The organism is Streptomyces sp. CRCS-T-1 (assembly GCF_024442335.1).
In the GTDB taxonomy this organism is placed as follows: Bacteria; Actinomycetota; Actinomycetes; order Streptomycetales; family Streptomycetaceae; genus Streptomyces; species Streptomyces koelreuteriae.
Window position 1 is genome coordinate 4,014,579 of sequence record NZ_CP101651.1, and the last position, 23,476, is coordinate 4,038,054.

Genomic DNA, 23,476 nt, shown 5'->3' on the forward strand with positions numbered 1-23,476 from the left:
GCGCGGCACCCAATCGACAACGGGCCCCACCCCCAAGGGGCGCGGGGAACTGCGCGACAAACCCCAACACCGCCGCACCCGAACAACAACAGCCCCCACCCCCAAGGGGCGCGGGGAACTGCGCGCCCAGCCACCACACCGCCGCACACAAGGCACAACCCCACCGCCCCACCCAGCGGAGCGCTCAGCGTCCGAGCCACACCGTCGTGTCCGGCCCGACCCACCCGTCCTCCAGCGGCGCACTGCTCAACAGCACCTCACCCGCCGGCAGCGCCACAGCCGCCCCGGACAGATTCGTCACGCACCGCCACCCCTCACTCCGGTCGAACCGCAGCACCCCCTCCGGCGCATCAACCGCCCACGCCAGCTCCTCCCCGGCAAGGAGCTTGCGACGCAACCTGAGGGCCCTGCGGTACAGCTCCAGGGTGGACCCCTCCACCCCGTCCTGGACCGAGACGGCATACGCGGCGAAGCGGCCCGGCTGCGGCAGCCACGCACCGCCCGCCCCGAAGCCGTACGACGGTCCGGCCGCCGTCCACGGCAACGGCACCCGGCAGCCGTCCCGCCCCTTGCGGACATGGCCCGTCTGCTCCCAGATCGGGTCCTGAAGCACCTCGGTGGGCAGGTCGGCGACCTCGGGCAGCCCGAGTTCCTCGCCCTGGTAGAGGTAGGCCGAGCCGGGCAGCGCCAGCATCAGCAGCGTGGCCGCCCGGGCCCGCCGCAGACCGGCCGCCTCGTCGACGGCCGGGGCGTGACCGCCGGACAGGAGCCAGGCGTTGAGGTCGGTGCCGGGCGGCAGCATCAGCCGCGAGGCATGGCGTACGACGTCGTGGTTGGAGAGCACCCAGGTGGCCGAGGCCCCGGCGGCCCGGGCGGTGCCGAGCGACTCGGTGATGACCTGCCGCAGCTCCTCGGCGTCCCAGCCGGCCTCCAGATACTCGAAGTTGAAGGCCTGTCCCAGCTCGTCCGGACGGGCGTACAGCGCACGCCGGGCCCCCGGCACCCAGGCCTCGGCGACGGCCATGCGCGGCGGACGGTACGCGTCGAGGATCTTGCGCCAGTCGCGGTAGATCTCGTGCACGTCGTCCCGGTCGTAGAGGGGGTGCGTGCCCGGCGGCAGACCGGCGAGCGCCTCCTCGCCGCCCGAGGCGTGCGCGCCGAGGTCGCGCAGCGGTTCGCTCAGGTCCTTGACCAGGGCGTGGGCGACGTCGACGCGGAAACCGTCGACCCCGCGGTCGGACCAGAAGCGCAGGGTGGTGCGGTAGTCGGCGCGGACCTCCTGGTTCTCCCAGTGGAGGTCGGGCTGCTCGGGGGCGAAGAGGTGCAGGTACCACTGCCCGTCGGGGACGCGCTTCCAGGCGCTGCCGCCGAAGACGGACTGCCAGTCGGTGGGCGGGAGTTCGCCGTGCTCGCCGCGGCCGTCGCGGAAGACGTAGCGGTCGCGGGCCGCCGAGCCGGGCCCGGCGGCGAGGGCCTCCTGGAACCAGACGTGCCGGTGCGAGGAGTGGTTGGGCACGATGTCGACGATGACCTTCAGACCGAGGCGGTGGGCCTCGGCGACCAGGGCGTCGAAGTCGTCGAGGGTGCCCAGGCGCGGGTCGACGTCCCGGGGGTCGGCGACGTCGTAGCCGCCGTCGGCGAGCTCGGACGGGTAGAAGGGGCTCAGCCACAGGGCGTCCACGCCCAGGGCGGCGAGGTGACCGAGGCGGCGGGTGATGCCACGCAGATCACCGAGTCCGTCACCGTCGGCGTCGGCGAAGCTGCGGGGATAGACCTGGTAGACGACGGCCTGCCGCCACCAGTCGGGGTCCCGGGACGACAGGTCGAGAGTGGAGCGCTCGGTCACGCGGTCTCCTTCGCGGGGCATACGGGCGACAGCATTGAATCTGTCCAGAATGCCGGAAAAACGAACCATCGGGAAGGAATGGCCCGGGCGGCCGGAGGGACCCGTTCCCGCTGTGATGGAAGTGTGATGGAGGAGTAACTTCCTTTGCATAGCCGCAGGTTGACAGCGTGCTGCGCCACCGCCACGATGAGGTCGCACTGTGGCGCATGTGACCAATGAGCCCAGTGTTTCTCAGACCACCCACCCCGGTACGGCCGGCCGCCGCGCGCTGCCCTGCTGCCGTCACCCGGGTTCCGGCTTACGCCAAGAAATGGGATCGCATGTCCATAGCGAGACGTGTCACCGCGCGACGCCTGCTGGGGACGGGCGCCGCGGCCCTCGCCCTCTGCGCCGCCTCCGCCACCACCGCCTTCGCGCACGGTACGCCCGGCGGCGACGGCTGGTCGTCCGGCGGCAGCTACCAGCCCGGGACGGGCGCGGGGACGGAGACCGGCACCGACCGCTGCCAGTTCTCGCTCGACGGCACGAACTTCCACGACTCGGTGAAGGTCGACGACCAGAACCTGAAGCCGACCGAGGACGGCAAGGTCCACATCAAGGTCCGCGCCGCCGGTGACGCGGCCACCTGCACGGCCTCCCTCGCCTCCTACCTCGCCCACGGCCCGACCTTCGGGACCTCGGGCGAGCAGGTCTTCGTCGACTTCGACACGGTGACGGCTCTGCCGGGCTCCACCGACTCGCTGGACATCGCCATCCCGGACAAGGGCTGCTTCGGGCAGATCGACCTCTACCGGGGCGCGGTGAAGTTCGACGGCAAGCTGGACGCGAAGGACGGCTTCGAGCACGGCGAGCTGCCCAAGGGCCCGGACCGCCCGGTCATCAAGGACAAGCTGATCGCGGCCTGGAACGGCGGCACCGAGGACTGCACGAAGACGCCCCCGCCGTCCCAGACCCCGCCCCCCTCCAGCCCGCCGGCCAGCCCCTCGGAGCCGCCGGCCGAGCAGTCGACGCCCCCGGCCTCCCCGTCCGAACCCTCGGAGCCCTCGGAGCCCTCGGAGCCCTCGACCCCGCCGTCCTCCGACACGGACACGCCCACCCCGTCCGCCTCCGAGTCGACGCCGACCGCCCCGAAGCCGAACGGCGGTGGCGGCGACCTCGCCGAGACCGGCGCGAACAGCAGCACCGGCCCGATCGCCTTCGGCGCGGCGGCCCTGCTGGCGGGCGGCGCGGCCATGATGATCGTCACCCGCCGCCGCACGGCCAAGCGCAACGCCACCGGCGCCTGACCCAGGCCCCGCCCGTGAAGCGCTGATCCAGGCCGCCCCCTGCTCCCCGCCCTGCCGCCACCCCCTCCAACACCGCGGCAGGGCGGGGTCCGTCGTCAGACGACCTCGGCCATCTCGCTCTGCAGACTCGTCGCCTTGCGCAGCAGACTCCGCATCACCACCATCAGCATCGCGAACGCCGCCCCCACGGCGACCCCCGCCGTCGCCGCGACCAGGGCGCTCTCGACATCCATGCCGTCACCGGGGGAGGGGATCTCGGCGACGGTCAGATGCCCGGCGACACCGAGGGCCAGGGCGGTCGCGACGACCGAGGCGCCGATGATGACGTCGACCCACCGGAAGGCCCGGGGCGTGAAGATCGCGTCCCGTTGCACCATCGTCAGCAGCATCCACACGGCGACGAGCGCGACCTGCACACAGACGACCCCCACGATCGCCACGGCCGAGTAGGGCGCGGCGAACGGCGCGTAGGGCGGGAACCGGTCGACCTCGTCGGCCGCCGTCGTCGGTATGACCACGAACTGCCCGAAGAGCCCGACCAGGACGGCGAAGGCGATACCGGCCCGGAGTGCGGCGATGAGGAAGCCATTCATATATCGATTCTCGATCGATACCGATCGAAAGTCAATCGATCGGTCCGGCGCTTCCCGCCGCTTCCCGCCGCTTCCCGCCCTACAACGTCTCCAGATACAGATGGACGTACCGCTCCACGTCCACATCCAACGCCACGTCCACCAGGGGCTGTTCGCGCGTGCCCTCGTGGATCTCGGACTCCCCGGGGCGCGGGCGGCGGTCGACGATCGTCTGGCCGCGCGCGGGCCCGGGGGCGAGGACGACCTCGACCGGCAGGGCCTCGGTGGTGATGCCCTTCGGGTCGACGACCGCGCAGATCGCGCCCGCGTCGCCGAGCCCGCCCATCGGCGTGGGATCGCCGGAGGTCGCAGGGTCGCGGTGGGCGAGCAGCTCACCGGCCAGCCGCAGCGTCGGTTCCGCGCTCGACCGCAGCCGCTGCACCTCCCCCGCCGGCACCAGCACCCGCTTGAACACGTCCAGGCCGTACATCGTGATCGGCACCCCCGCGGTGAGCAGCACCGCGGCCGCCTCCGGGTCGTGCCACACGTTGAACTCCGCGACCGGCGTGGCGTTCCCGGTCGCCACCGCGCCGCCCATGAACACGATCCGCTCGATGTTGCGGGTCACCTCGGGGTGCGTCCGCAGCAGCAGCGCGATGTTCGTCAGGGGCGCGGTGGGGATGAGCGTGACCGGCCTCGGCGAGGCGAGGATCTCGCGGCGCAGCAGCGTCACCGCGTCCACGTCGACCGGCACCCGGGTCGGCGCGGGCAGCCCCAGGTCGCCCATGCCGTCCTCCCCGTGCACATGCCGCGCCGTCCGCACGGGCTCGATCAGGGGCCGCTCGGCGCCCCGGGCCACGGGGATGTCCCCGGCACCGGCCACCTCCAGCACGGTCAGCGTGTTGCGGACGACGCCGTCGACGTCGGTGTTCCCGGCCACGCAGGTGATCGCGCGCACGTCGAGCGCCGGGTGCCGTACGGCGAACAGCAGGGCGAGGGCGTCGTCGACGCCGGTGTCACAGTCGATGATCACCGGGATGGGCTGACCGTCCGTCACGGCGAGGGCTCCTTCCACTGGTCCCGGTCTGGGCTCCGTACGAGCGACCCTACGCGCCCCTCGAACGGGCGAACCGACGCCGGGGCACACACGGGAAGGACGTAGGGAGACCACCGGGAGTACGACAGCAGAGGACGAGGGAGACAGACGCCATGCCGGCACCAGGTCCCGCGCAGCAGCCCACCACCGAGCTCGACCCCCGCTACAGCTCCGCCCTCAACCCCCGCCCCGGCGCCTCGGGCGTCACCGCGACCGGGTGGGACGAGGCGCAGCGGCGGCTGGGGGCCGCCGAGATCTTCTGGGTGTCCACGGTCCGGCCCGACGGCAGGCTGCACGTCACCCCCGTCATCGCCGCCTGGCACGACGGGGTGCTCTACTTCTCCACCGGCCGTCAGGAACAGAAGGCCAGGAACCTCGCCCAGGACGCCCACTGCGCGCTGACCACCGGGGCCAACTCCCTCACCGAGGGCTTCGACCTCGTCGTCGAGGGCAAGGCCCGACCGGTCACCGACCCGGCGCTGCTGGAGGAGGTCATCACGGCCTTCGAGGAACAGTACGGCCCCCACATCACCTCCCCCGAGGGCACCTTCCACGGCATCGACGCCGCGTTCCGCAGCGGCGAGGACGTCGTATACGCGGTGTCCCCGGACACGGCGTACGGTTTCGGCCGGGACAACGGGGTCTACTCCCATACGCGTTGGTCGTTCTGAACCCGCCCTACGACTCACCCGACTCGCCCGACCCATCCGACTCGTCCCACAGGCCGGTGCCCCGGGACGCCACCCGCTCGGCGATCCGTCGCAGCAGGTCGACGGCGGGGAGGGCGGGGGGCCGGTGGCCGTCGCGCAGGCGTGGGGATCGGCACCGGGGCGACGGAATTTCCGCGCCGGCGCCCCTCGGCCCCGATCTGTCCTCACCCGAACAGCCCGTCGCACTGGTGTGCCGCCCGTCGCGGTGGTGCCGTATGAGCACGGACGCGATCACGAACCCGATCACGATCACGATCACAGAACCGATCGCGGACCCGATCCAGGAGAGCCCGCCCGCCAGAAGGCGCCTCCATGAGCCCCGCGCAGGAGGCAACCCCCGATGACGCACTCTCCGGCCACCGCCCGTGTCCTCCTCGCCTCCGCGCTGTCCTTGACCGGACTGCTGGCGACGACCTCGTGTTCCCTCGACAACGAGCCGCGGCCCCGGTGGTTCAACGCCTCCGCCCCCGCCACCGCCGTGTCGCCCGCCGGAGAGCTGCCCGCCGGCTCGGGGGCCGCGCTCACCGAGGCCCAGGCCCAGGCCGCGCTGATCACCGAGGCCGATCTCGGCGAGCCGTGGGGGCCGACCCGGGGCGCCAGGACCTGGCGGGACGGGCTGCTCAAGGCGACCACGGAGAAGCCGGACTGCCAGCGGCTGCTCGACGCCCTCTACGCCGAGGACCTCTTCGGCCCCCCGAAGGGCCCGCACGCGGTGTCCGCGCTCGACGACGCCGACACCGACGCCCAGTTGCGCTACCAGGTCGCCGCCCACCGCCCGGCGGACGTCGACCGCGCCCTCGCCTGGATGAAGTCGCTGCCGGGCAAGTGCGGGCAGTTCATGGCCGCGACCACACGCGGCGGCGTCCAGACCGTGGAGGTCACCCGGATGCCGCTGCCTCCGGTGGGCAACGCCCGCCAGGCCCTGCGGGTGACGCTGGCCGGCGAGACGGAGGAGGGGGAGCTGACGTACCTCACCATGGACCTCGCCGCCGCGCGGGTCGGCGAGGAGGCCATCACCGTCACCAACGCCGGGCTCGACGAGGTGCACGCGGAGGTCACGCAGCAGACCGTGCGGCTCGGGGCGCAGCGCCTGGCCGATCTCAGGAAACAGGGCCGGGCGCAGATCTGACCACGGCCCGTCGTCCCCTGCCCCTGGTCCCGTCAGTCCCGTCAGTCCCGTCAGTCCCGTCAGTCCCGTTCGAAGCGCGTGCGATGGGCGAGGACATCGTGGGCCACGTCCAGGGCCGTGCACCCGCGTGCGAAGGCGTCCGCCCGCAGCCGGGCGAGCGCGTCGTCCGCGCCGACACCGAGCTGCGCCATGATCATGCCGACGGCCTGGTAGACCTCGTCGTGGTCCGCGGCCAGCCCGTTCAGCCAGCCCTGCCCGTCCCGCGCCTCGGACTCGTCCCCGCGCGCCAGGGCCGTCAGGGCCACCGTCATGACACCGGCCACGAGCCGGGCCACATGCAGCTCCCGTGCGGTGAGTCCGCCCGGGCTGTCGCGGTACAGGTCGAGGGTGCCGACGTACGCCGCGTCGCTGCCCAGCGGCACCGCGTAAACCGCGCGCACCCCGGCCGCCGTCGCCTCCTGGGCGAAGACCGGCCAGCGTCCGGCGTCGCGGCCCGCCGCCAGATCGCAGGCGAGCACGGGCGCGCCGGCCTCCACGGCGCTCTGGCAGGGGCCGTCGCCCAGCGTCGCCTGGAGCTGCGCCAGGTGCGCGGCCCGCGCGTTGCTGGCGCTGAGCTGTACGGGCATGCCGTCGCTGCGCAGCGACACGCTCGCACCGGCCACCGGCAGCAGCTCGACCGCGACCTCGCACAGCCGCCCGGGGACCTCACCGGGCCGGGCACCCCGCACGCCCTTGGCGATCACATCGGCGGCCCGGATCCCCTCCGGGTCCAGGTCACCGCGGGGGCCGCCGCCGGGTTCACCGTCGGGTTCGCCGCCGGGGTCGTCCCTGGACCGCACGACAACCGCCTCCCTCGCAACACCCCGGTCGCCTGGCGGCCGACCTCCGCGTGCTCCGCCGGACTCCCGGAATCGTGCCCCGACTACCCGTCACAGATGGGGCGAAACTCCCCGCTCAGCGCTTCTCGTACGGGTTGTCCGGCTGCGGCACCCGTCGTACGGAGGTGACGTCGAGGACCGGCGGCCAGGCGGAGTCCGAGCCCGGCTGGCCCTGGGGGTGCCAGGTGCCGGTGACCGTGACCCAGGCGTCGACGGGCGGGGCGGCGGCGCCGCGCACCTCGGCCTTGGCGGTCGTGGCGTCGGCGGCGCAGCAGGAGACGAGGAGCCGGGTGACGTACCAGGTGCCGTCGCCGTCGCGGGTGACGAAGCCGGTGAGCCGGAGCGTACGTCCCTTCAGCGAGCGGCTGCTGTCGTAGACCGCCCGGGAGCCGAACTCTCCGAGGGTGAGGTCGAGGGGGTTCCCGGACGGCAGAGCGGGGAAGCTGCCGACGCCCTGGGCCGACCGCTGGGCCGCCTCGCGCTCCGCGCTGTAGGAGCCGAGGGCGGGCGGCGGGAACAGCAGCAGGGCCAGGGCGGGAAGAGCGAGCAGCCAGGCGACACGGGGCCCGGCGGGTCCGTGACTGTGCCCGTCGCCCTCCTCCTCGTGCCCGTCACGCTCCCCCGAGGCCCGCAGCACCATCACCCCCACCACCCCACCCAGCAGCACCAGCCCCACCCCCGACACCACCAGGTAGGGCCGCAACCCCGCCTGGACATACCGCAGGTACAGCTCGCTGAAGAGGGACACCCGCAGGATCGCCGCGCCGACGAGGGCGAGCAGGACGGCAGGTCCGTAGCGCCTCACAGCAGCCACCACCCCACCAGGACGCTGCTCGCCACGGCCACCAGCCAGGTCACGGAGGAGAACCGCAGCGCGAAGGCCCGGCCGAAGGTGCCCGTCTGGAGGGCGATCAGCTTCAGGTCGACCATCGGCCCGACCACCATGAACGCCAGCCGCGCGGTGGGCGAGAAGCCGCTCAGCGAGGCCGCCACGAAGGCGTCGGCCTCACTGCACACGCACAGCACGACCGCGAGCACGGCGAGCAGCAGCACGGACAGCCAGACCGACCCCGTGAAGACCTCCAGCAGCGACCTCGGCACGACGATGTTGAAGGTCGCGGCGGCAGCGGCGCCGACCACCAGGAAACCACCGGCGTGCAGGAAATCGTGCTGCAACCCGGAGACGAAGGCACGCACCCCGCCACCCGAGGCGGGGCCGCCACCGCGCTTCGGCGGCCGAAGCCACTCCTCCTTCCCGAACCGCGCCCACAACCAGCCCATCACCACGGCCGTGGCGAGCGAGGCGACCAGCCTGCCGAGGACCATCTCGGGCTGCCCCGGGAAGGCGATCGAGGTCGCCACGAGCACGACGGGATTGATCGCGGGCGCCGACAACAGGAACGCGAGGGCGGCCGCCGGGGCGACACCCCGCCGCATCAGGCTGCCCGCCACCGGCACGGACGCGCACTCACACCCGGGCAGGACGACCCCCGCCGCACCCGCGACCGGCACGGCGAGCGCCGTACGGCGGGGCAGGAGCCGGGTGAAGACCCGCTCGGGCACGAACGCGCCGATCGCCGCCGACACGACCGTGCCGAGCAGCAGGAAGGGCACGCCCTGCACGGCGATCGCGGTGAACACCGTCCACCAGGCCGCGACCGGCGGCGTGTAGAGATCGAGCGCGAGCAGCGGCCCGAGCACCGACCCCACCGTCACGATGGCGATCAGCGCGGCCCCGCCGAGGACGGTGTACACGACCGCCCGCAGGCCCACCCGTATACCGTCGCCCACCGTCCGTCGGTTCTCCACACACCCGCCCGTCGCTCACATCCCGGGAGGGAGGCTAACCCGCACGACTGTGCGAAGCCCCTGTTTCCTCACAGAGGAGGCTGTGCGGGCGCCGGCCCGAGGGTGGTCGTGCCGGGGGCCGTACGGTGTCCCAGACCGGTCCGATAGGCGTCCAGGGCCGCCTCCACCCGGCCGGTCCGCCGCAGCAGGTCGCCCAGGAGTCGGCACAGGTCGGCCAGGTCGCCGGCCGCGCCCGCTCGTTCCAGGAGGCTCAGGGCGCGGACGTAGTGCTCTTCGGCGTCCTCGGTGCGGCGGGCGTCCTCGGCGATGATGCCGAGGAGGCGGTGGGCGGCGGCGGAGTGGACGGCGCCGCGCTCGGGGGAGAGATCGTCGAGGACGCCGTGCAGCAGGGCGGCGGCCTCGTCGGACTTGTCGCGCCGGTGGAGTACGTCGGCCAGTTCCACGGCGACCTGGCTGCTGTAGAGGGCGGCGCGCTTGGCCGTCAGCATGCCGAGGGCCTTCCTCAACTCGGCTTCCGCGCGCTCCAGTTGACCGTCCTGGGCGTACACGTAGCCGCGCATCCAGTGGCAGTTGGCGAGCTCGGTGCGGATCTGCAGGCCGCGGTACAGCTCGGCGGCCTTCGCCAGCGAGGCGTCGGCCTCGGCGAGACGGCCCTCGGCGACCAGGGTGCGGGCGACGGACCGGTGCATCCGGGCGACCAGGGCCGGATCGCCGGACTGCGGGGCGAGGGCGAGCGCGAACTCGGCCGCCTGGGCGGCGCGGGCGTGCGCGCCCATGTCCATGTACGGCCCGATGACGCTGGCGTAGAGCAGCAGCAGCGCGTCGGGGTCGTGCAGGCCGCCGCGGTTCAGCTCGTCGAGGGCGGATTCCAGCAGGTAGACGGCGTACCGCAACTCACCGGCGAGATAGTGCGCCACCGCCCGGCCGCGCAGGGCCGGGACCCGGGCGGGCAGCGGCGCCCCGGCCAGACACGCCTCGGCCCGCTCGAAGTACTCCCGCCCCGCCACCAGCTCGCCCGTCTCCACCGCGCACTCGCCGAGCCCGAGCAGCGCGGCGGCCTGTTCCGCGGCCAGCCCATGCGTCTCGGCCTCGACGAGCAGCTCGGCGTACTGCTCCGCCGCCGCCTCGGCCTCCCCGACGGCGAGCGTGCGCTGCGCCTCCGTCAGCCTCAGCCGCAGCTCGGTCACCAGCCGCGCCGAACGCCCGGTGGCCAGCTCGTCGAAGGCGACACCGAGCCGATCGGAGAGATGCCGCAGAGCCTCGTCGGAGGGCCGCACCCGGCCCGATTCCAGCGTGGAGATATAGGCCGGTGTGTACACAGGTTCCGCCAATTGCCGCTGCGTCAGTCCGCGTTCCACACGCAACCGCTGCACCCGGCGTCCGATCGTCCCCGGATCATCACGCTCCCCCACGCCAACTCCCCCTGCCCCTCTTGCCGTTCGCCCGGAACAGCCCCTAGGTTAAACGGAGTGTTAAGCCGAATTGTTGAACACGCTTAACACCCTGCCGCCGCCCAAGCCCCCGCCCCCTTGCGAGGTCGCCGTGCTGAGCCGCACCCGCACCGCCGAGCGATACGCCAGAGGTCTCACCGCGGCCGTCGTCGCCGTCGCGACACTGCTGCTCGCGGCGAACGCGGGGCCGGCGAGAGCGGCGGAGCCGCCGTCCGCGCAATTCGAACACCGGTCAGGCTCTTCGAAACCGGCATCTTGACCCGTCCGCGTGGGCACACTGTGACCCATGACTCAGTACGCGGAGTTGTTGCTGGACGACAGCACGGTGATACGTCTCGAGCTGTCGCCGGTCGGGGGACCGCAGGCCGCAGGCCAGGAGTCCGGCCAGGGGGAGTACGAGGAGCACGAGGAACTGCCGGACGGCATCCAGGGTTCGGAGCCGGTCGGCCGACTGCGTGATGCCGCGCGTGTCCTCGTCGGCGGGACCGTGCGCGGTGTGCTGAGCCCGCTCGGCCCGCTGCTGCGGGAGGTCCACGCCACCGTCACCTCGGTGGACGCCCCGCCCCAGGAGTTCAGCGTCGAGTTCGGCCTGCAGCTCGGGCAGGACCTGAAGCTCGGCATCGTGGGCGTCAACAGCGCGAGCAGCCTCAAGGTCTCGGCGACGTGGCGGCCCGTCCCCGATCCCGTCGTGACGGCCGCGGCCGGCCAGGGCACCGTCGTCTAGGGCGCCCCCTTTGCCGTGGTTCTCCCCGCCGGGCCCGTCCCGCCCGGCGACCGTGTCCGTGTTCCCGCCCTCCGGGGGCAGAAAGTGCGTCGGCGCCGGCGTCCTGCTGCCCGGCAGCCGTGTCCTGACCGCCGCGCATGTCGTCAACCTGGCCCTGGGCCGGGAGAACGAGTACGACGCGGCCCACCCCGGCAAGGAGACCGTCCTGCGCGTGCGCGTCGGCGGACACTGGCAGAACGCCCGGGTCAAGGTCTGGATACCCGTCCGTGAACGGACAGAGCTGCGCTGGAAGGGCGATCTGGCCGTACTCGAACTGCCGGACGGCGTGCCGCCGAACCTCGTACCGCCCCCGTGGCGGCCGGTCAGTGAGGGGCTGCCCGTCTGCGCCTGGCATCCGGCAGGGCCGGCCGAGTTCTCCCTGGCCCGGTGCAAGGTGGTGGCCGTCGAAGCGGAGTTCACGTACGCCGTCGTGGACGGCGGCGACACCGGAGCGACCATCCAGCACGGCTACAGCGGCGGCCCGGTCTGGTGCGACGAGGACCGGGCCGTCGTCGGCATGGTCGTGGGGAAGGTCAAGGGCGACGAGGCACGGGCCCACCATCCCGATCAGGTCCGCCGCCGCAGCTGGTTCCTGCCCACCCAGCGCGTCCGCGAGGAACTCGCCTCCGCGGGCGCCGCGCACCTGCTCGACACCCCGCACGACACGGACGAACCCGACACCTCCAGCGAGGCCTTCGACCTAGCGGACATCCTGAACCGGAAGGTGGACAGCGCCAAGGAGCTGGCCAGGTCCGGACGCGTGGTGGCGAAGAAGTGCGGTCTGGGCCATCCGCGTGACCGATCCGCGCCCTCCGTGGAGGAGTTCGCGCGCGTCCTGCTCACCCATCCTCGTGCCCTGGCAGAACTCACGCAGGTGCTGTCCGCGAAACCCGGCGCCGTCGCCGAACTGCTGGAGGTGGGCGCCCGGATCCCGCAGTGCGCGCTGCTCACCCACGCCGAACGCGGGCGCCTGGACGCGCTGCTGGCGTCCCTGCCCCACCACATCGTCGCCACGGTCCCCGCGCTCGTCCTCGACGCCCTCCCCGACATCGACCTGCCCGACCCCCTGCAGACCGATGCCGACTGGCTGGACGCGGACACCGTCGAGGCCCCGCTGGCGGCGCTGCTCGACCAGTTGGAGCGCAACCGCCGCGCCCCCGCGACCGAACGGTCCCACAGCCCGCTGCTCCCCGCCCTGGTCTGCCTCGTCCTCCATGTGGCAGCCGTGGCACCCGCCCCGCACGCGGACGCACTGGTCGGATGGAGCACCAAGGTCGTCCGGCGGACCCAGGGGCACCAGGCCGCGCTCGACGAGCGGCTGGCGCACGCCAGGGAACTGACCCGCCGGCTGCGGGCGCGGCAACAGAACGCACCGCGGCTGCTGGTACGCGTGCGAAGGGTCGACGGCGAGGGGGACAACTGCCGTTTCACCCTGCGGATGTGGCGCCGCGAGACCACCACATGGCAGCGCGTCCGCATCGACGAGCGGCAGGCCCGCGACACCGCCGAGACGGCCGGGAAGATCTTCACCGCCGCCTCCGTGCTGTGGCGGACCGGGAGCCTTCCCATCGTGGAACTGCTCCTGGACCGTGCCGACCTGGACCTGAACCCGCACTGGTGGAAGGCTCCGGGCCCGCTCAACACCCATCGGGCCCTGGGCGTGGAATTCCCCGTGGTCTTCACCTGTCCGGAGCTGGTCGAGCAGGGCAGCGACGCGGAGTTCCTCCGGGAGCGGAAGAAGCGCCTGCACCGAGGGGTCCTGGTGCGCATCGACGCGTCGGTCACCAGTCTCGACGAGGTCTACGGACGTCTGGCGGGCGAGATGAACGCCGTGGGGGCGGTCATCGGCGAGGTCGAGCCCGCCTTCCGCGAGCTGGTCGTTCAGTACTGCCTCGCGGCCGGCATGCCCGTGGTGCTGTTCGGGCGGGGCGAGAAGGGCTGGTCGCAGGCCGTGAGCCGACTCGCACGCGTCGCCCCGGCGGCGCTGCCGAACGTGGTGCGCGAGTACCGCCGGGACGCCTTCAACGAACCGGCCGTCCACCTCGGCCGGCCCGTGCTGGCCTGGTGCGACGACATCGGACCTCCCCCCGAAGACCTCTACCTCGACGACCCCTCGGAGGAGCTCGCATGACATCCGACGCACCCTGGCGGATCTTCCGGGGAGACGGCGAACCCCGGGGCATCGACGGTCTTCCGCCCGCTCCGCCCTGGCGCCGCTTCGGCGACGGCCCGCGCTCCGGCACGAGGGCGGCCCCTTACCTCATCTCCGCCAAGGACGCCGATGTCGTCAACGCCGCCCTGCACCTGCGCCGCCCCCTGCTCGTCACCGGCCAGCCCGGCACCGGCAAGTCCTCCCTGGCCCGGGCCATCGCGCACGAACTACAACTCGGGGACGTACTGCACTGGCCCGTCAACAGCCGCTCCACCGTGAGCGAGGCCCTCTACCGCTACGACGCCGTGGGCCGGCTGCGCGAGACCGCCCTGAACCGGGACCGGGAACGCGAGGAGCCGCCGATCGGCACCTTCGTCCGGCTCGGCCCCCTGGGCACGGCGCTGGTGCCCCGGACAGAGCCGCGTGTCCTGCTCGTCGACGAACTGGACAAGGGCGACGTCGACCTCCCCAACGACCTGCTGACGGTGTTCGAGGAGGGCGAGTACGAGATCCCCGAACTGGCCCGGCTCCCCGAGGACCAGTCCGTCGTCGACGTGCTGTCCGCCGACCCCGACACCCGGATCACGGTGACCCGGGGGCGGGTCAGGTGCGACGAGTTCCCCGTCGTGGTGATCACCAGCAACGGCGAACGCGACTTCCCGCCCGCGTTCCTGCGCAGGTGCGTACGGCTCGAACTGCCGCCGCCCGACAGCCGACGCCTGCGGGAGATCGTCTCGGCCCACCTGGGCGACACCGCGGCAGCCGATGTCGAGGACCTGCTCCAGGTCTTCCTGAGCCGCCAGCAGCGCGGCGGACTCGCCACGGACCAGCTGCTCAACGCGGTGTTCCTGCGCGCCGGCGGGGTGGACCTGGACGCCGACGGGCTCCTGGACGCCGTACTGCACCGGCTGGGCGGGACCATCTGAATGCCCGAGGACAGTGCGGGGTGCGGGCTCCGGCTCGTACTGGACCTGCTCGCCGACTGCGGGGTCACCCTCTCCCAGGAGGAACTGCTCGACACCCTGTGGCTGGCGCGGCAGCTGACCGGCTCACCCGAGTCCCTGCCCCTCCAGCGGGACGCCACGCCCAGCGTCGCCGCTCCCCCCACCCTCGACGTTCCCGACCGGCGCAGGCCTCACCTGTCCCCCGGAGGCAGGGCCGGACTGTACGGCGCCCCACGGCTGGAACGGCGACCGGAACCGGAATCCGCCTCGTCCGTGCCCGAACCGGAGAGGCCGAGGCCGGCCGCGATGCCCCAGGCCGATGAGAAGCGGGCGATGCCGCTGCGCGTGCCCGAGGCCAAGGCACTGGTCGACGAACTGCTCATCGGACGCGTCCTCAGGCCCCTGAAGCAGTCGCGCCCCAGCACCTCGCGCTACGACTTCGACGAGGAAGCCACCGTGCACGCCCTGGCGGAGACAGGGCTGCCCGATGTGGTGCTGCGGCCGGCTCCGGAGCGCTGGCTCGACCTCGCCCTGGTGGTCGACGACGGCATGTCCATGCTGCTGTGGCAGCGTCTCGCGACCGAACTGCACGCCCTGTTGCGCAGGGCGGGCGCGTTCCGCATGATCCGCGCCTACGGGCTGCACACCCGGGGCCACGAAGTCCACCTGCGCGGACGGCCCTTCTCGGCCGAGGCGAACAGGATCCCGACGGACCTGATCGCCGACCCCACGGGCCGGACCCTGGTCCTGCTCGTGAGCGACGGTGTGGGCCGGGCCTGGCGCGACGGGCGTATGCACAGCACGCTGAACGGCTGGGCGCGTTGTGGGCCGACGGCCGTGGTGCACGCGCTGCCGACGCGCATGTGGGGCGGTTCGGGGCTGCGCTCCCAGCGCTGGCGGGTGACCAGCGAGCGGCGCGGCTCGGCCAACACCGAGTGGGGCGTGGCCGACCCGGTACTGCCGCCGCACATGGTGTCCTTCCGCGGGGTCCCCGTACCGGTGCTGGAGCCCGCGCCGGCAGCGCTCGCCGCCTGGGTACGGCTGGTGGCTTCCCCGGCCTCGTCCGCGACGCTGCCCCTGCTGGCCGCTCCCGGGTCGTCGGGGGCCCGGCCCGTGGACACGGGGCTGCCCCGGCTGCGGCGCTTCCACGCGGCTGCCTCCCCGGAGGCCTACCGGCTCGCGGCACACCTGGCCGGTGTCGCCCCGCTGTCCCTTCCGGTGATGCGGCTGGTGCAGGCGGCCATCCCCTGGGCGGACACCGCGAACCTCGCCGAGGTGTTCCTCGGCGGGCTGCTGCGTCCGCTTCCCGGGCCGCCGGGCGAGTCCCTGCCGCCGCAGCACCAGCTCTTCGACTTCGACGGCGACATCGGGAACATCCTGCTCAACGCCGTGCCGCTGGCCGATGTCGTGGAGACCGGGCGGACCGTGAGCGCCCGCCTGGAACTCCTGGCGGGCCGCTCCCCCGAGTTCCCGGCCTGGCTCGCCCATCCCGAGGGCACCGAACGCATCCCGTCCTCGACCCGGGCCTTCGCCGCCATCGGCCCCCGGCTGGCGGCCCGCTTCGGCGTCGGCAGCCTGGAGCGGCGCATGGGGAGCGTCTGGAGGCCGCTGCGCTCGGGCGACCCGTGGCGCATCGGGCCGTACACGGTGCACGCCAGGGGAGTCGACGACGGGCTGTGCCGCAAGTTCCTGGGGCGGGACGCGGACGGTACGGAGGTCGTCGTCGTCACGGCAGACGGGCAGTTCGTGAGGAGGCTGAGCGCCGAGGAACTGGCTCTGCGGCGCATCGGCGGCGGGTGCGCTCCCCGGCTGGTCGCCAGCGGCCTCGACGACGACCCGCCCTGGATCGCCGAGACCCCTCCCCATTCACCGGACGGCATCCCGGCCGAGCCGCTCTCCACGGTCCTGGCGCGCGGAGACCTCGAACCGGATGCCGCCCTGGAACTGGCCCGGAACCTGTGCGAGGCGGTGGACACCAGTCACCGCGAGGGCCTGGCGCACGGGGACCTCACCCAAGAAACCGTGCGGTGCCTGGGCCGGACCGTGATCCTGACGGACTGGTTCCGGTCCTCCTACGATTCGGAACACGGCATCGACCGGGACATCACGGCGCTGGGGACGCTTCTCGAGCGGCTGATCACCTTCGCCCCCGAGGATCTCGGTGAGCTCCGGGAACTCATCGAAGCGTGCCATTCCGCCCTCCGGGGATTCCGGCCGACGGCGGGGCGACTGGCGGAACTCCTGGCCGCCCGGCTGGGCATGCAGGGGGACGACGGCAAGCTCGTCGCCGCGATGGACGCGCGGGCCAGGACCGAACTGATCCGCACACGGGTCCGCACCTGCCGCCGGATCGCCGTCGTCGGGCTGCCCGGAGCCAGCGGCAAGAGCACCACAGCCGCCCTGCTGGCCACGGTGTTCGCCACCGAGCGGTACGGCGGGACCATCGTGGTGGACGCCGACCCCGGCGTCGGCACCCTCGGATTCCGGGTGAACGAGAACCGGGGCCGGGGCATGACGGCTCTCACTCAGACCCTCAGGCGATTCCAGAACGCCGACCTTCTTGAGCAGAACACCCGCCTGCTTGAACCCTTCCTGTCCACGATGCGAGCGGGCGCGCACGTCCTGACAGACCTGATCGGCCTGCCCGCCCCGGACCCGGCGTACGTCCAGCGGGTCTACGACCTGCTGCAGCAGGAGTACGAGATCCTGATCACCGACTCGCACTCCCCGGACCTCGACGAGAACAAGCACGCCGTCCTGGGCCCTGCGCATCAGCTGGTCGTCGTGGCCGAGTCCATGCGGTCTCTGACGATGCCGCGCGCGCACGAGTACTTCAGCCGCCTGCTGGGACTCGGCTACAAGGAACTGCTGTCCCGGAGCATCATCGTCCTGTCGATGGGGATGCCCGACAGGCGGCAGACGCCCGACCCCTCGGGCATCGTCGACCGGCCCACCGAACTTCGCCAGCTGTGCCGGGCCATTGTGTCGATCCCCCACAGCCCGTACCTGGCCAACGCGGGAGAGGCCGACCTCAGCGCACTCGACCACGAACTCCGGGACGCCTACTACGCTTTGGCAGCCATCGTCGCCCAGTCCTTCAGGGCAACGTAGGCCTCCGAAGAAACAGTGAGGACCCCGCCCCCGGGATTCTTGGAGTCCCGCACCCCGACCCCGAGCACCCCGAGGTCGGCGACCTCGACGCATTCGCCGCCGCTGCTCCCGCTGTACGACGACCTACGCCACTGCGCGTCGCGCTCCATCAGGCCCTGACGTACGTCACGAAGGCGGAGTAGGCCTCCGGAGAGAGGGTGAGAATCCCGGCCTCGGGGTTCTTGGAGTCGCGCATGGCCAGGCCGAGGGTGAGGGCAGCGACCTCGATGCACTCGCCGCCCGTGTTGCCGCTGTACGACGACTTACGCCACCGCGCGTTGGTCAGGTCCTTGCTGATCCCCATAACGCTCCTCCATCACGCGGTTGATCAGTGCTGCCGAATCCTTTACGGAGAGGGCTGCAGCCTGCAAGTGAGCGTAACGGAACGCGGCTTCCCTGACAGTGTCAGGGTTGGCCGTCATGTGGCCGGAGATGAGGTCTTCGGTGTAGATGATCTCCGGGTCGTCGTCGAAGCGCAGGCTGGTGAACGACCCGATGAGGCTGGCGTGTTCCCCTGCCTCGTAGGGCAGCACCTGGATCCGCGCCCAACGGCGGTCGGCGAAGCTGAGCAGGTGCTGGAGTTGCCGACGCATGACCTCGCGTCCGCCGATCGGCCGGTGCAGGGCGGCCTCGTCCAGGATCACCCAGGCCATCGGCGGCTTTTCGCGAGCCAGGATGCGCTGGCGCTCCATGCGGGCGGCGACCAACTCATCGAGCTTGTCCGGCATACCTGTCGCGAGCACGGCACGGGCGTACTCCTCCGTCTGGAGAAGTCCGTAGATCATCTGTGCCTGGTACGTCGAGATGCACTCCGCCCGCGCTTCCAACTCCGCGAACTGTTGGAACCACGCAGGCAACTGACTGCGCAACACCAACCCCACGAGCCTCGAAAAGCTCCCGTCCGTCATCAGCGCCGCATCCGCACGCTCCGCGAACTCCCTGGTCGGGACCTTGTGGGCCGTTTCGATCTGGCCGACGAGAGAATTCGTGCAGAAGATGCAGTCCCCCAGTTCCTTCTGGGACAGCCCCGCGCTCTCGCGGTAGCGGCGGAGCTCGGAGCCGAAATAGTCCAGCGGCGAGGCGGTGGGGTCGAGGCGGCGGATGTTGGGCATGGAGGTCACCCCCAGGTCTGAACGCGGCACGGCGTTCATTTCGGTCTGTAGCCGAGCGTAATCACTCGACTCCACCCTGGTGGCATGAATCACGCAACCCACCAGCCCTGGCCAGGACTTGGCTCCCCGGGCTTCCTGGGCTCCCGATACGGCACCGACTTCACGCTGGGTGAGCACTCCGCCCGGCATCTGCGCCGGATCCTCAGGGTGTATCTCGTCGCCTGGGAGATGAGCGAGCTGTGCGACCCGGCCTGTCTGGCGCTCACCGAGCTCGTCGCCAACGTCGTACGCCACACGGACGACCGGCGCGCCGCGGTGCTGATGACGCGTCGGCCGGACGGGCGTGGGGTGCGGGTGGAGGTGACGGACACCTGCCCGCGCCCGCCGTTGTCCACAGCTGTGGACGAAGTCGCCGAACTTGCGGAAGGCGGGCGCGGCGTGCTGATCGTCGAGGCGGTCACGGACCGGTGGGGGTGGGATCCACTGCCCGACCGGCCCGGGAAGACCGTCTGGTTCGAGTGTGAACTGAAGGCGGCGCAGGACGAACACGGGTCAATCGGGTAGGAATTCTCTCAGCGCCTCATCCAGGCTTTTCGCTATCTCCGTGTCACTCGGCGGGTCTTCCCCCGGGCCTCGCGGAGGGTCGTACAGCGCGTCGAGTTCGGTGATGAGGGTGCGGTTCACCGCGCCGTACAGCGGCGTCACCGGGCGGCGGACGGCCTCGCGGAGCGCCGGGTACAGGATGTCGCGGGAGTAGCTGGTGCCGTCGGAGAAGCGGTCGGGGGGCGTACGGACCGTGCTCTCGCCGGTGGGGGACGCCCAGGGCGTCTCCGCGTACGCGGGGGCGTGGCGGCAGTCGGGGGCGGACTCCTGGTACGCGGAGGTGCGGGTCGCGGCGAACCCGGCACGCAGCAGGCAGCGTTCGCTGTCGGGGTCGGTCAGGAACGCGATGAGTTCCTCGGCCTTCGCGGCCCGCTGCCCGGTCATGGAGGAGGTGACGGCGAGGTTCTGGCCGCCGAGCACGGTCTTGCCGGGCAGCCGGGTCACACCGAGCTTGCCCTTGAAGGTCTCGTAGAGGGTGGGATAGACGTACGGCCAGTGCCGCAGGAAGGTGGTGCGGCCCTCCGCGAAGGCGCTCAGCGACTCGGCCTCGCGGGACTCGGAGGCCTCCTTGAGCGTGTAGGCCTTCGCCGTGCGCTCACGCAGTTCGGCCACGCCCGCCGTGAGCTGCTGCTCGGTCGCGACGTATGTGCCGTCGCGGTCGGTCAGCTCGAAGTCCGGTACGGCCGAGGCGAACGCCTCGATCGCGTTGACCGTACGGCCCTCGTACGGGGCGAGCTGGGTGGTCCAGCCCGCTTTCTCGTCCCTGGGGGCGACGGCGTCGATCAGGTCCCGCAGCTCGCGCCAGGTGACCCCGTCGCTGAGCTCGGTCCGGGAGGCACTGGCGTCCCGCAGATGGTCCTTGCGGTAGTACAGCAGGCCGGCGTCGCTGTTGAAGGGGACCGCGTACCGCTTGCCGTCCCAGTACGACGTGCTGTTGACGGAGGGGATGAGATCCTCGGGGGCCTTGACGGCCGCGTCCGTCAGCGGGCGGATCATGCCGGACTCGGCGAACTCCGGGATCCAGGTCACGTCGAGGTTGACCACGTCGTAGTCGGCGCTGCCCGACTGGAGGGCGCCGAGGAGCTGGCTGCGCTGCTGGTCGGCGGAGCCGGGCAGTTCGACGAGGCGGGCCCGGTAGCCGTGGGAGCCCTCCGTGGCGTTCCAGGCGTCGATGAGCTGCTGGCGTATGCCGTTCTTGCCGGTGACGTCCTGGCCGCTGGCCACCACGATCCGGGTGGAGGCGTCGGCGCCCTGCGGCTGCTGTCCCCCGCCGTCCCCGGCGCCGCCGCCGGTGCAGGAGGCGACGGCGAGCAGCGACAGCGTGGACAGCAGGGACAGCACTGCGGCGGGCAGGCGGCGGGCCATCATTCCTCTCCCGTTCCGATGCGGGCGACCTCGTCGTGCAGGGCGGGGACCAGGTCGTCCCGGGCGTCCAGGCAGCGGCCCCGCCCGGCGTCGGCGATGCGCGTGGCGGGGCGCCCGCTGTCGCAGGCGCCGCTGTTCAGGGTCACCATCGCCACGGGCACGCCCGCGGACCCGGCCCGCTCAAGCACCTGTTCCAGCCGGTCGCCGGTCAGGCGGGTGTCGTCCTCGCCGTCGGTGAGATACACGATCAGTCGCGGCCTCTCGTCGTCGGCGCCGCGTTCCCGCATGAACGCCAGGGCGTCCAGCAGGGCGGCCGACGGATCTGCCTCCGCGTCCCGCACCTTGCCGGTGTCGAGGTCCTGTTCAGCCTTCTTGCGGGAGTGGGTGCCGAAGGGCACCAGCTCGGTGTGCGTACGGCCGGTGAGGCCGTGCACGGCCCACACCCCGTACTCGTCCTCCCCGCCGAGCCCGGGCAGGGTCTGCTTCAGGATGCCGGGGCCGCCGCTGGGGCCGTCCCACAGACCGGCCATCGAGCCGGAGCTGTCGAGCAGGAAGAGGACCCGGCCCGGTCCGTGCGCGTCGCCGTACTCCTCCAGTGCCCGGTCCAGATCCGCCGCGTCGGCGGAGTCCGCCGGGCGGACTCCGCCGGTCAGGCCGGAGGGGACCGCCGACCCGGTGTCGAGCAGCGGGCGGTCACCGCTCGCGGACCTGAAGCCCTGCTCGCCGAGCACCTCCCGGCCCTCCGCACCGGTCAGCCAGGCGCGGAAGCGGTCCGCCTCCTCGTCGCGCGCGTCGGCGTCCAGGTCGCCGTGGTCCCAGCGCACCCGCACGAACGTCGGTTCCAGTCCGGGTACGTCGTCGGGGTAGGCGGCGGTGCGCGGCACGCGGGTGGCCGGGCGGCAGCCGATCCCGCTTCTGAGCAGGAACTCCGGGACCAGGGCCGCGCCGCGGTCGTCCACGGCGTCGTCGTCGGGCAGGCTGCACAGCAGCTTGACGGCCGAGGGCTCGGGCCGCTCGGGCCGGGTGATGCGCAGCTCGGCGCCGCGCGCGTCGTCCCCGTCGCCGTACAGGCCCGCGGTCGCCAGCAGCGCCGAGCCGGTCAAGGCGGGGTCGGGGCGGTGCACTTCGGCGGCGCCGGGCCCGCCCTCCAGGACGTCGACGAGCTCCGACAGCGAACGCCCGGTGGACTTGCCGAGGGTGTGGTCCAAGCCCCGCGGGACGGCCAGCACCACCGGCGAGTAGGCCAACGGCTCGGTGTCCGGCTCCAGTCGGGCGAAGACCCGGTCCTCCTGCGCGGCGGCGACCCGGCCGACGTCGGCGCCGGTCGCGGGTATCCACACGTCCGGCTGGGGGCCGATGTCCCGCTGCGGGTTGTCGTCCTCGCGCGGCTGCTGCCAGGCGTCGGTCCGCTCGCTCAGCGCGCTGACCACGGCGGCGGAACCGGCGCTGTAGACGGTGACGCCGCCGCGTCGGCAGCCGTCGTCCGTGGTGTTCGCGCCCGAGACGAAGTAGGCGTCCGCGGCGGCCTGCATCGCCGGTTCCAGGTCGGGGTCGGTCAGCACGCGCAGCTCCAGGGAGGGCGCGCAGATCGCGGAGTCGCCGAGGACGGCGAAGATCCCGTAGCCGCCGGCGCCGGTGGCGAGCAGGGCCAGCACGGCGGTGAGCAGGGCGGTCCGGCCGAGCCGTTCGGCGACGGCCCGGACAGCGGCGGCCGCCGCCCGCGTGAACTGCCGCAACCGGCGCGGGCGGACCGGCGGCGGATCCGGAACCCCGACGGGCACGGGCGGAGGCGCGGGCTCAGGGTCAGGCACCGGCACCGGCGGAGCCTCAGGCGCGAGCGAAGGCACCGGCCGCGCCGCCAGCAGGACGTCCGCGTCCGGGTCCCAGGGAGGTGCCAGTGCCTGCGGTATCTGCGGGTCGTCCTCCTCCGCCCGGTATCCCGCCTCGTCCATCCGCTGCTTCAGCGTGGGATACAGCTCGGAGAGCCACACCTCCCCGCCCTCGTCGAGCACCTCGGCCAGCTCCCTGGTGAACGGCGTCGCGACGTCGGCGTCCCCGCCCAGGATGCAGCGGTTGGGCTGGACGCTCATCAGGAGGAGGACCTTCTCCTTGTTGCCCTCCGGGTCGGCGAAACGGTGCCAGATCCCCGCGGCGTGGCCCGCGTAGCAGCAGTCCAGGATCACCAGCACCTTCTCGGCGCGGCTCTCGGCGACGCAGATCTCGCCCAGCACCTGGGCGAAGCTCACCGCCCCGGGCAGCTCGCCCGCGACCACCCGCGCGGTGCGCATCTGCAGATGCAGCTCGCCGCCGGACGTGTTCACGACGGCGTGCCCGGCGAAGTAGAGCAGCAGCAGGCCATCGGCCTCGCGCACGGCATGGCGCAGCGCGGCGGTGAAGTCCTCCTGGGACGGCGAGGCCAGCACTCTGATCTCGCCCGCGCCGAAGACCCCGCCCCGGTGCAGGGCGTCGTCGAGTGTCTTCCGGTTGTGCCGCACGGCGGGAAGCTGACCGGTCACGCCCCGCGGGTCGGGGGCCGTGTGGTCGTATTCGGACACGCCGACGAGCAGCGCCCGGTTCGCTCGGCCGCGCGGGTCGAAGCGGCTCACCGGG

20 protein-coding genes are annotated in these 23,476 nt (G+C 72.6%); 8 read left to right on the forward strand and 12 right to left on the reverse strand.

The features are described from left to right. Positions 1-184: 184 nt before the first annotated feature. Positions 185-1,846 carry a glycoside hydrolase family 13 protein gene (locus tag NNW99_RS18105; RefSeq protein ID WP_251057853.1) on the reverse strand — a complete coding sequence of 554 codons (1,662 nt, stop codon included), beginning with the start codon at positions 1,844-1,846 and terminating at the stop codon, positions 185-187. Positions 1,847-2,166: 320 nt separating this feature from the next. On the opposite strand from NNW99_RS18105, the gene NNW99_RS18110 reads away from it, so the two are divergent. Continuing rightward, the gene (locus NNW99_RS18110) at positions 2,167-3,132 is read left to right on the forward strand and encodes an LAETG motif-containing sortase-dependent surface protein (RefSeq protein WP_215120183.1); all 966 of its coding nucleotides are present in this window, start codon (positions 2,167-2,169) and stop codon (positions 3,130-3,132) included. 95 nt (positions 3,133-3,227) lie between these two features. Here NNW99_RS18110 and NNW99_RS18115 read toward each other — a convergent pair whose 3' ends face one another. Further along, the gene (locus tag NNW99_RS18115; protein ID WP_215120184.1) at positions 3,228-3,725 is read right to left on the reverse strand and encodes a DUF2975 domain-containing protein; all 498 of its coding nucleotides are present in this window, start codon (positions 3,723-3,725) and stop codon (positions 3,228-3,230) included. 79 nt (positions 3,726-3,804) lie between these two features. After that, on the reverse strand, positions 3,805-4,761 hold the full coding sequence (locus NNW99_RS18120) for a nucleoside hydrolase (protein WP_215120185.1): 957 nt from the start codon (positions 4,759-4,761) through the stop codon (positions 3,805-3,807). A 152-nt stretch (positions 4,762-4,913) separates the two neighbouring features. Here NNW99_RS18120 and NNW99_RS18125 point away from each other — a divergent pair, with 152 nt between their 5' ends. Beyond that, positions 4,914-5,471, forward strand: a complete 558-nt coding sequence (locus NNW99_RS18125; RefSeq protein ID WP_215120186.1) for a pyridoxamine 5'-phosphate oxidase family protein — start codon at positions 4,914-4,916, stop codon at positions 5,469-5,471. Between the two features lie 379 nt (positions 5,472-5,850). Continuing rightward, positions 5,851-6,639, forward strand: coding sequence for a hypothetical protein (locus NNW99_RS18130; RefSeq protein ID WP_215120187.1), 789 nt, complete (start codon positions 5,851-5,853; stop codon positions 6,637-6,639). A 59-nt stretch (positions 6,640-6,698) separates the two neighbouring features. Here the strand turns inward: NNW99_RS18130 and NNW99_RS18135 are convergent, their stop codons facing one another. From NNW99_RS18135 to NNW99_RS18150, 4 genes are all read right to left on the reverse strand, one after another. Continuing rightward, a complete protein-coding gene (locus NNW99_RS18135; protein ID WP_215120188.1) occupies positions 6,699-7,478 on the reverse strand; it encodes a GAF and ANTAR domain-containing protein in 780 nt (259 codons plus the stop codon). Between the two features lie 115 nt (positions 7,479-7,593). Then, entirely contained in the window at positions 7,594-8,322 is a 729-nt protein-coding gene (locus tag NNW99_RS18140) for a TIGR03943 family protein (RefSeq protein WP_215124336.1), read from the reverse strand. Then, positions 8,319-9,308, reverse strand: a complete 990-nt coding sequence (locus NNW99_RS18145; protein WP_251057854.1) for a permease — start codon at positions 9,306-9,308, stop codon at positions 8,319-8,321. The genes NNW99_RS18140 and NNW99_RS18145 overlap by 4 nt, the downstream gene beginning before the upstream one ends. A gap of 86 nt (positions 9,309-9,394) precedes the next feature. After that, positions 9,395-10,738, reverse strand: coding sequence for a helix-turn-helix transcriptional regulator (locus NNW99_RS18150; RefSeq protein WP_215120190.1), 1,344 nt, complete (start codon positions 10,736-10,738; stop codon positions 9,395-9,397). A 325-nt stretch (positions 10,739-11,063) separates the two neighbouring features. On the opposite strand from NNW99_RS18150, the gene NNW99_RS18155 reads away from it, so the two are divergent. Genes NNW99_RS18155 through NNW99_RS18170 form a run of 4 tightly spaced genes read left to right on the forward strand, consistent with a single transcriptional unit; the run spans position 11,064 to position 17,747 of the window. Continuing rightward, on the forward strand, positions 11,064-11,501 hold the full coding sequence (locus NNW99_RS18155) for a CU044_2847 family protein (RefSeq protein ID WP_215120191.1): 438 nt from the start codon (positions 11,064-11,066) through the stop codon (positions 11,499-11,501). Positions 11,502-11,511: 10 nt separating this feature from the next. Then, positions 11,512-13,671: a trypsin-like peptidase domain-containing protein gene (locus NNW99_RS18160; protein ID WP_215120192.1), complete on the forward strand. Its 2,160-nt coding sequence runs from the start codon at positions 11,512-11,514 to the stop codon at positions 13,669-13,671. After that, the gene (locus NNW99_RS18165) at positions 13,668-14,618 is read left to right on the forward strand and encodes a MoxR family ATPase (protein ID WP_215120193.1); all 951 of its coding nucleotides are present in this window, start codon (positions 13,668-13,670) and stop codon (positions 14,616-14,618) included. The genes NNW99_RS18160 and NNW99_RS18165 overlap by 4 nt, the downstream gene beginning before the upstream one ends. After that, on the forward strand, positions 14,619-17,747 hold the full coding sequence (locus NNW99_RS18170; protein WP_215120194.1) for an SAV_2336 N-terminal domain-related protein: 3,129 nt from the start codon (positions 14,619-14,621) through the stop codon (positions 17,745-17,747). It begins immediately after the preceding gene. Here NNW99_RS18170 and NNW99_RS18175 read toward each other — a convergent pair. Genes NNW99_RS18175 through NNW99_RS18185 form a run of 3 tightly spaced genes read right to left on the reverse strand, consistent with a single transcriptional unit; the run spans position 17,702 to position 18,898 of the window. After that, entirely contained in the window at positions 17,702-17,896 is a 195-nt protein-coding gene (locus tag NNW99_RS18175; RefSeq protein WP_215120195.1) for a DUF397 domain-containing protein, read from the reverse strand. The two genes, NNW99_RS18170 and NNW99_RS18175, sit on opposite strands and share 46 nt — an antisense overlap. Beyond that, positions 17,896-18,090, reverse strand: a complete 195-nt coding sequence (locus tag NNW99_RS18180; protein WP_215120196.1) for a DUF397 domain-containing protein — start codon at positions 18,088-18,090, stop codon at positions 17,896-17,898. The genes NNW99_RS18175 and NNW99_RS18180 overlap by 1 nt, the downstream gene beginning before the upstream one ends. Next, positions 18,050-18,898: a helix-turn-helix transcriptional regulator gene (locus NNW99_RS18185; RefSeq protein WP_215120197.1), complete on the reverse strand. Its 849-nt coding sequence runs from the start codon at positions 18,896-18,898 to the stop codon at positions 18,050-18,052. Before NNW99_RS18185 ends, NNW99_RS18180 begins: the two co-directional genes overlap by 41 nt. An 84-nt stretch (positions 18,899-18,982) precedes the next feature. Here NNW99_RS18185 and NNW99_RS18190 point away from each other — a divergent pair, with 84 nt between their 5' ends. Next, on the forward strand, positions 18,983-19,462 hold the full coding sequence (locus NNW99_RS18190) for an ATP-binding protein (RefSeq protein ID WP_215120198.1): 480 nt from the start codon (positions 18,983-18,985) through the stop codon (positions 19,460-19,462). Here NNW99_RS18190 and NNW99_RS18195 read toward each other — a convergent pair. Beyond that, complete coding sequence (locus tag NNW99_RS18195; RefSeq protein ID WP_215124337.1) at positions 19,451-20,866, reverse strand: extracellular solute-binding protein; 1,416 nt, start codon at positions 20,864-20,866, stop codon at positions 19,451-19,453. The genes NNW99_RS18190 and NNW99_RS18195 overlap by 12 nt on opposite strands. Further along, positions 20,866-23,472 (reverse strand): substrate-binding domain-containing protein, encoded by a 2,607-nt coding sequence (locus tag NNW99_RS18200; protein WP_215120199.1) that lies wholly within the window; start codon positions 23,470-23,472, stop codon positions 20,866-20,868. The genes NNW99_RS18195 and NNW99_RS18200 overlap by 1 nt, the downstream gene beginning before the upstream one ends. Positions 23,473-23,476: the final 4 nt, after the last annotated feature.

Bases quoted from the DNA above. Each gene is read 5' to 3' on its own strand.
- NNW99_RS18110 (WP_215120183.1), top strand. From the start codon at position 2,167: ATGTCCATAGCGAGACGTGTCACCGCGCGACGCCTGCTGGGGACGGGC.
- NNW99_RS18115 (WP_215120184.1), bottom strand. From the start codon at position 3,725: ATGAATGGCTTCCTCATCGCCGCACTCCGGGCCGGTATCGCCTTCGCC.
- NNW99_RS18125 (WP_215120186.1), top strand. From the start codon at position 4,914: ATGCCGGCACCAGGTCCCGCGCAGCAGCCCACCACCGAGCTCGACCCC.
- NNW99_RS18130 (WP_215120187.1), top strand. From the start codon at position 5,851: ATGACGCACTCTCCGGCCACCGCCCGTGTCCTCCTCGCCTCCGCGCTG.
- NNW99_RS18155 (WP_215120191.1), top strand. From the start codon at position 11,064: ATGACTCAGTACGCGGAGTTGTTGCTGGACGACAGCACGGTGATACGT.
- NNW99_RS18165 (WP_215120193.1), top strand. From the start codon at position 13,668: ATGACATCCGACGCACCCTGGCGGATCTTCCGGGGAGACGGCGAACCC.
- NNW99_RS18170 (WP_215120194.1), top strand. From the start codon at position 14,619: ATGCCCGAGGACAGTGCGGGGTGCGGGCTCCGGCTCGTACTGGACCTG.
- NNW99_RS18175 (WP_215120195.1), bottom strand. From the start codon at position 17,896: ATGGAGCGCGACGCGCAGTGGCGTAGGTCGTCGTACAGCGGGAGCAGC.
- NNW99_RS18180 (WP_215120196.1), bottom strand. From the start codon at position 18,090: ATGGGGATCAGCAAGGACCTGACCAACGCGCGGTGGCGTAAGTCGTCG.
- NNW99_RS18185 (WP_215120197.1), bottom strand. From the start codon at position 18,898: ATGCCCAACATCCGCCGCCTCGACCCCACCGCCTCGCCGCTGGACTAT.
- NNW99_RS18190 (WP_215120198.1), top strand. From the start codon at position 18,983: ATGAATCACGCAACCCACCAGCCCTGGCCAGGACTTGGCTCCCCGGGC.
- NNW99_RS18195 (WP_215124337.1), bottom strand. From the start codon at position 20,866: ATGGCCCGCCGCCTGCCCGCCGCAGTGCTGTCCCTGCTGTCCACGCTG.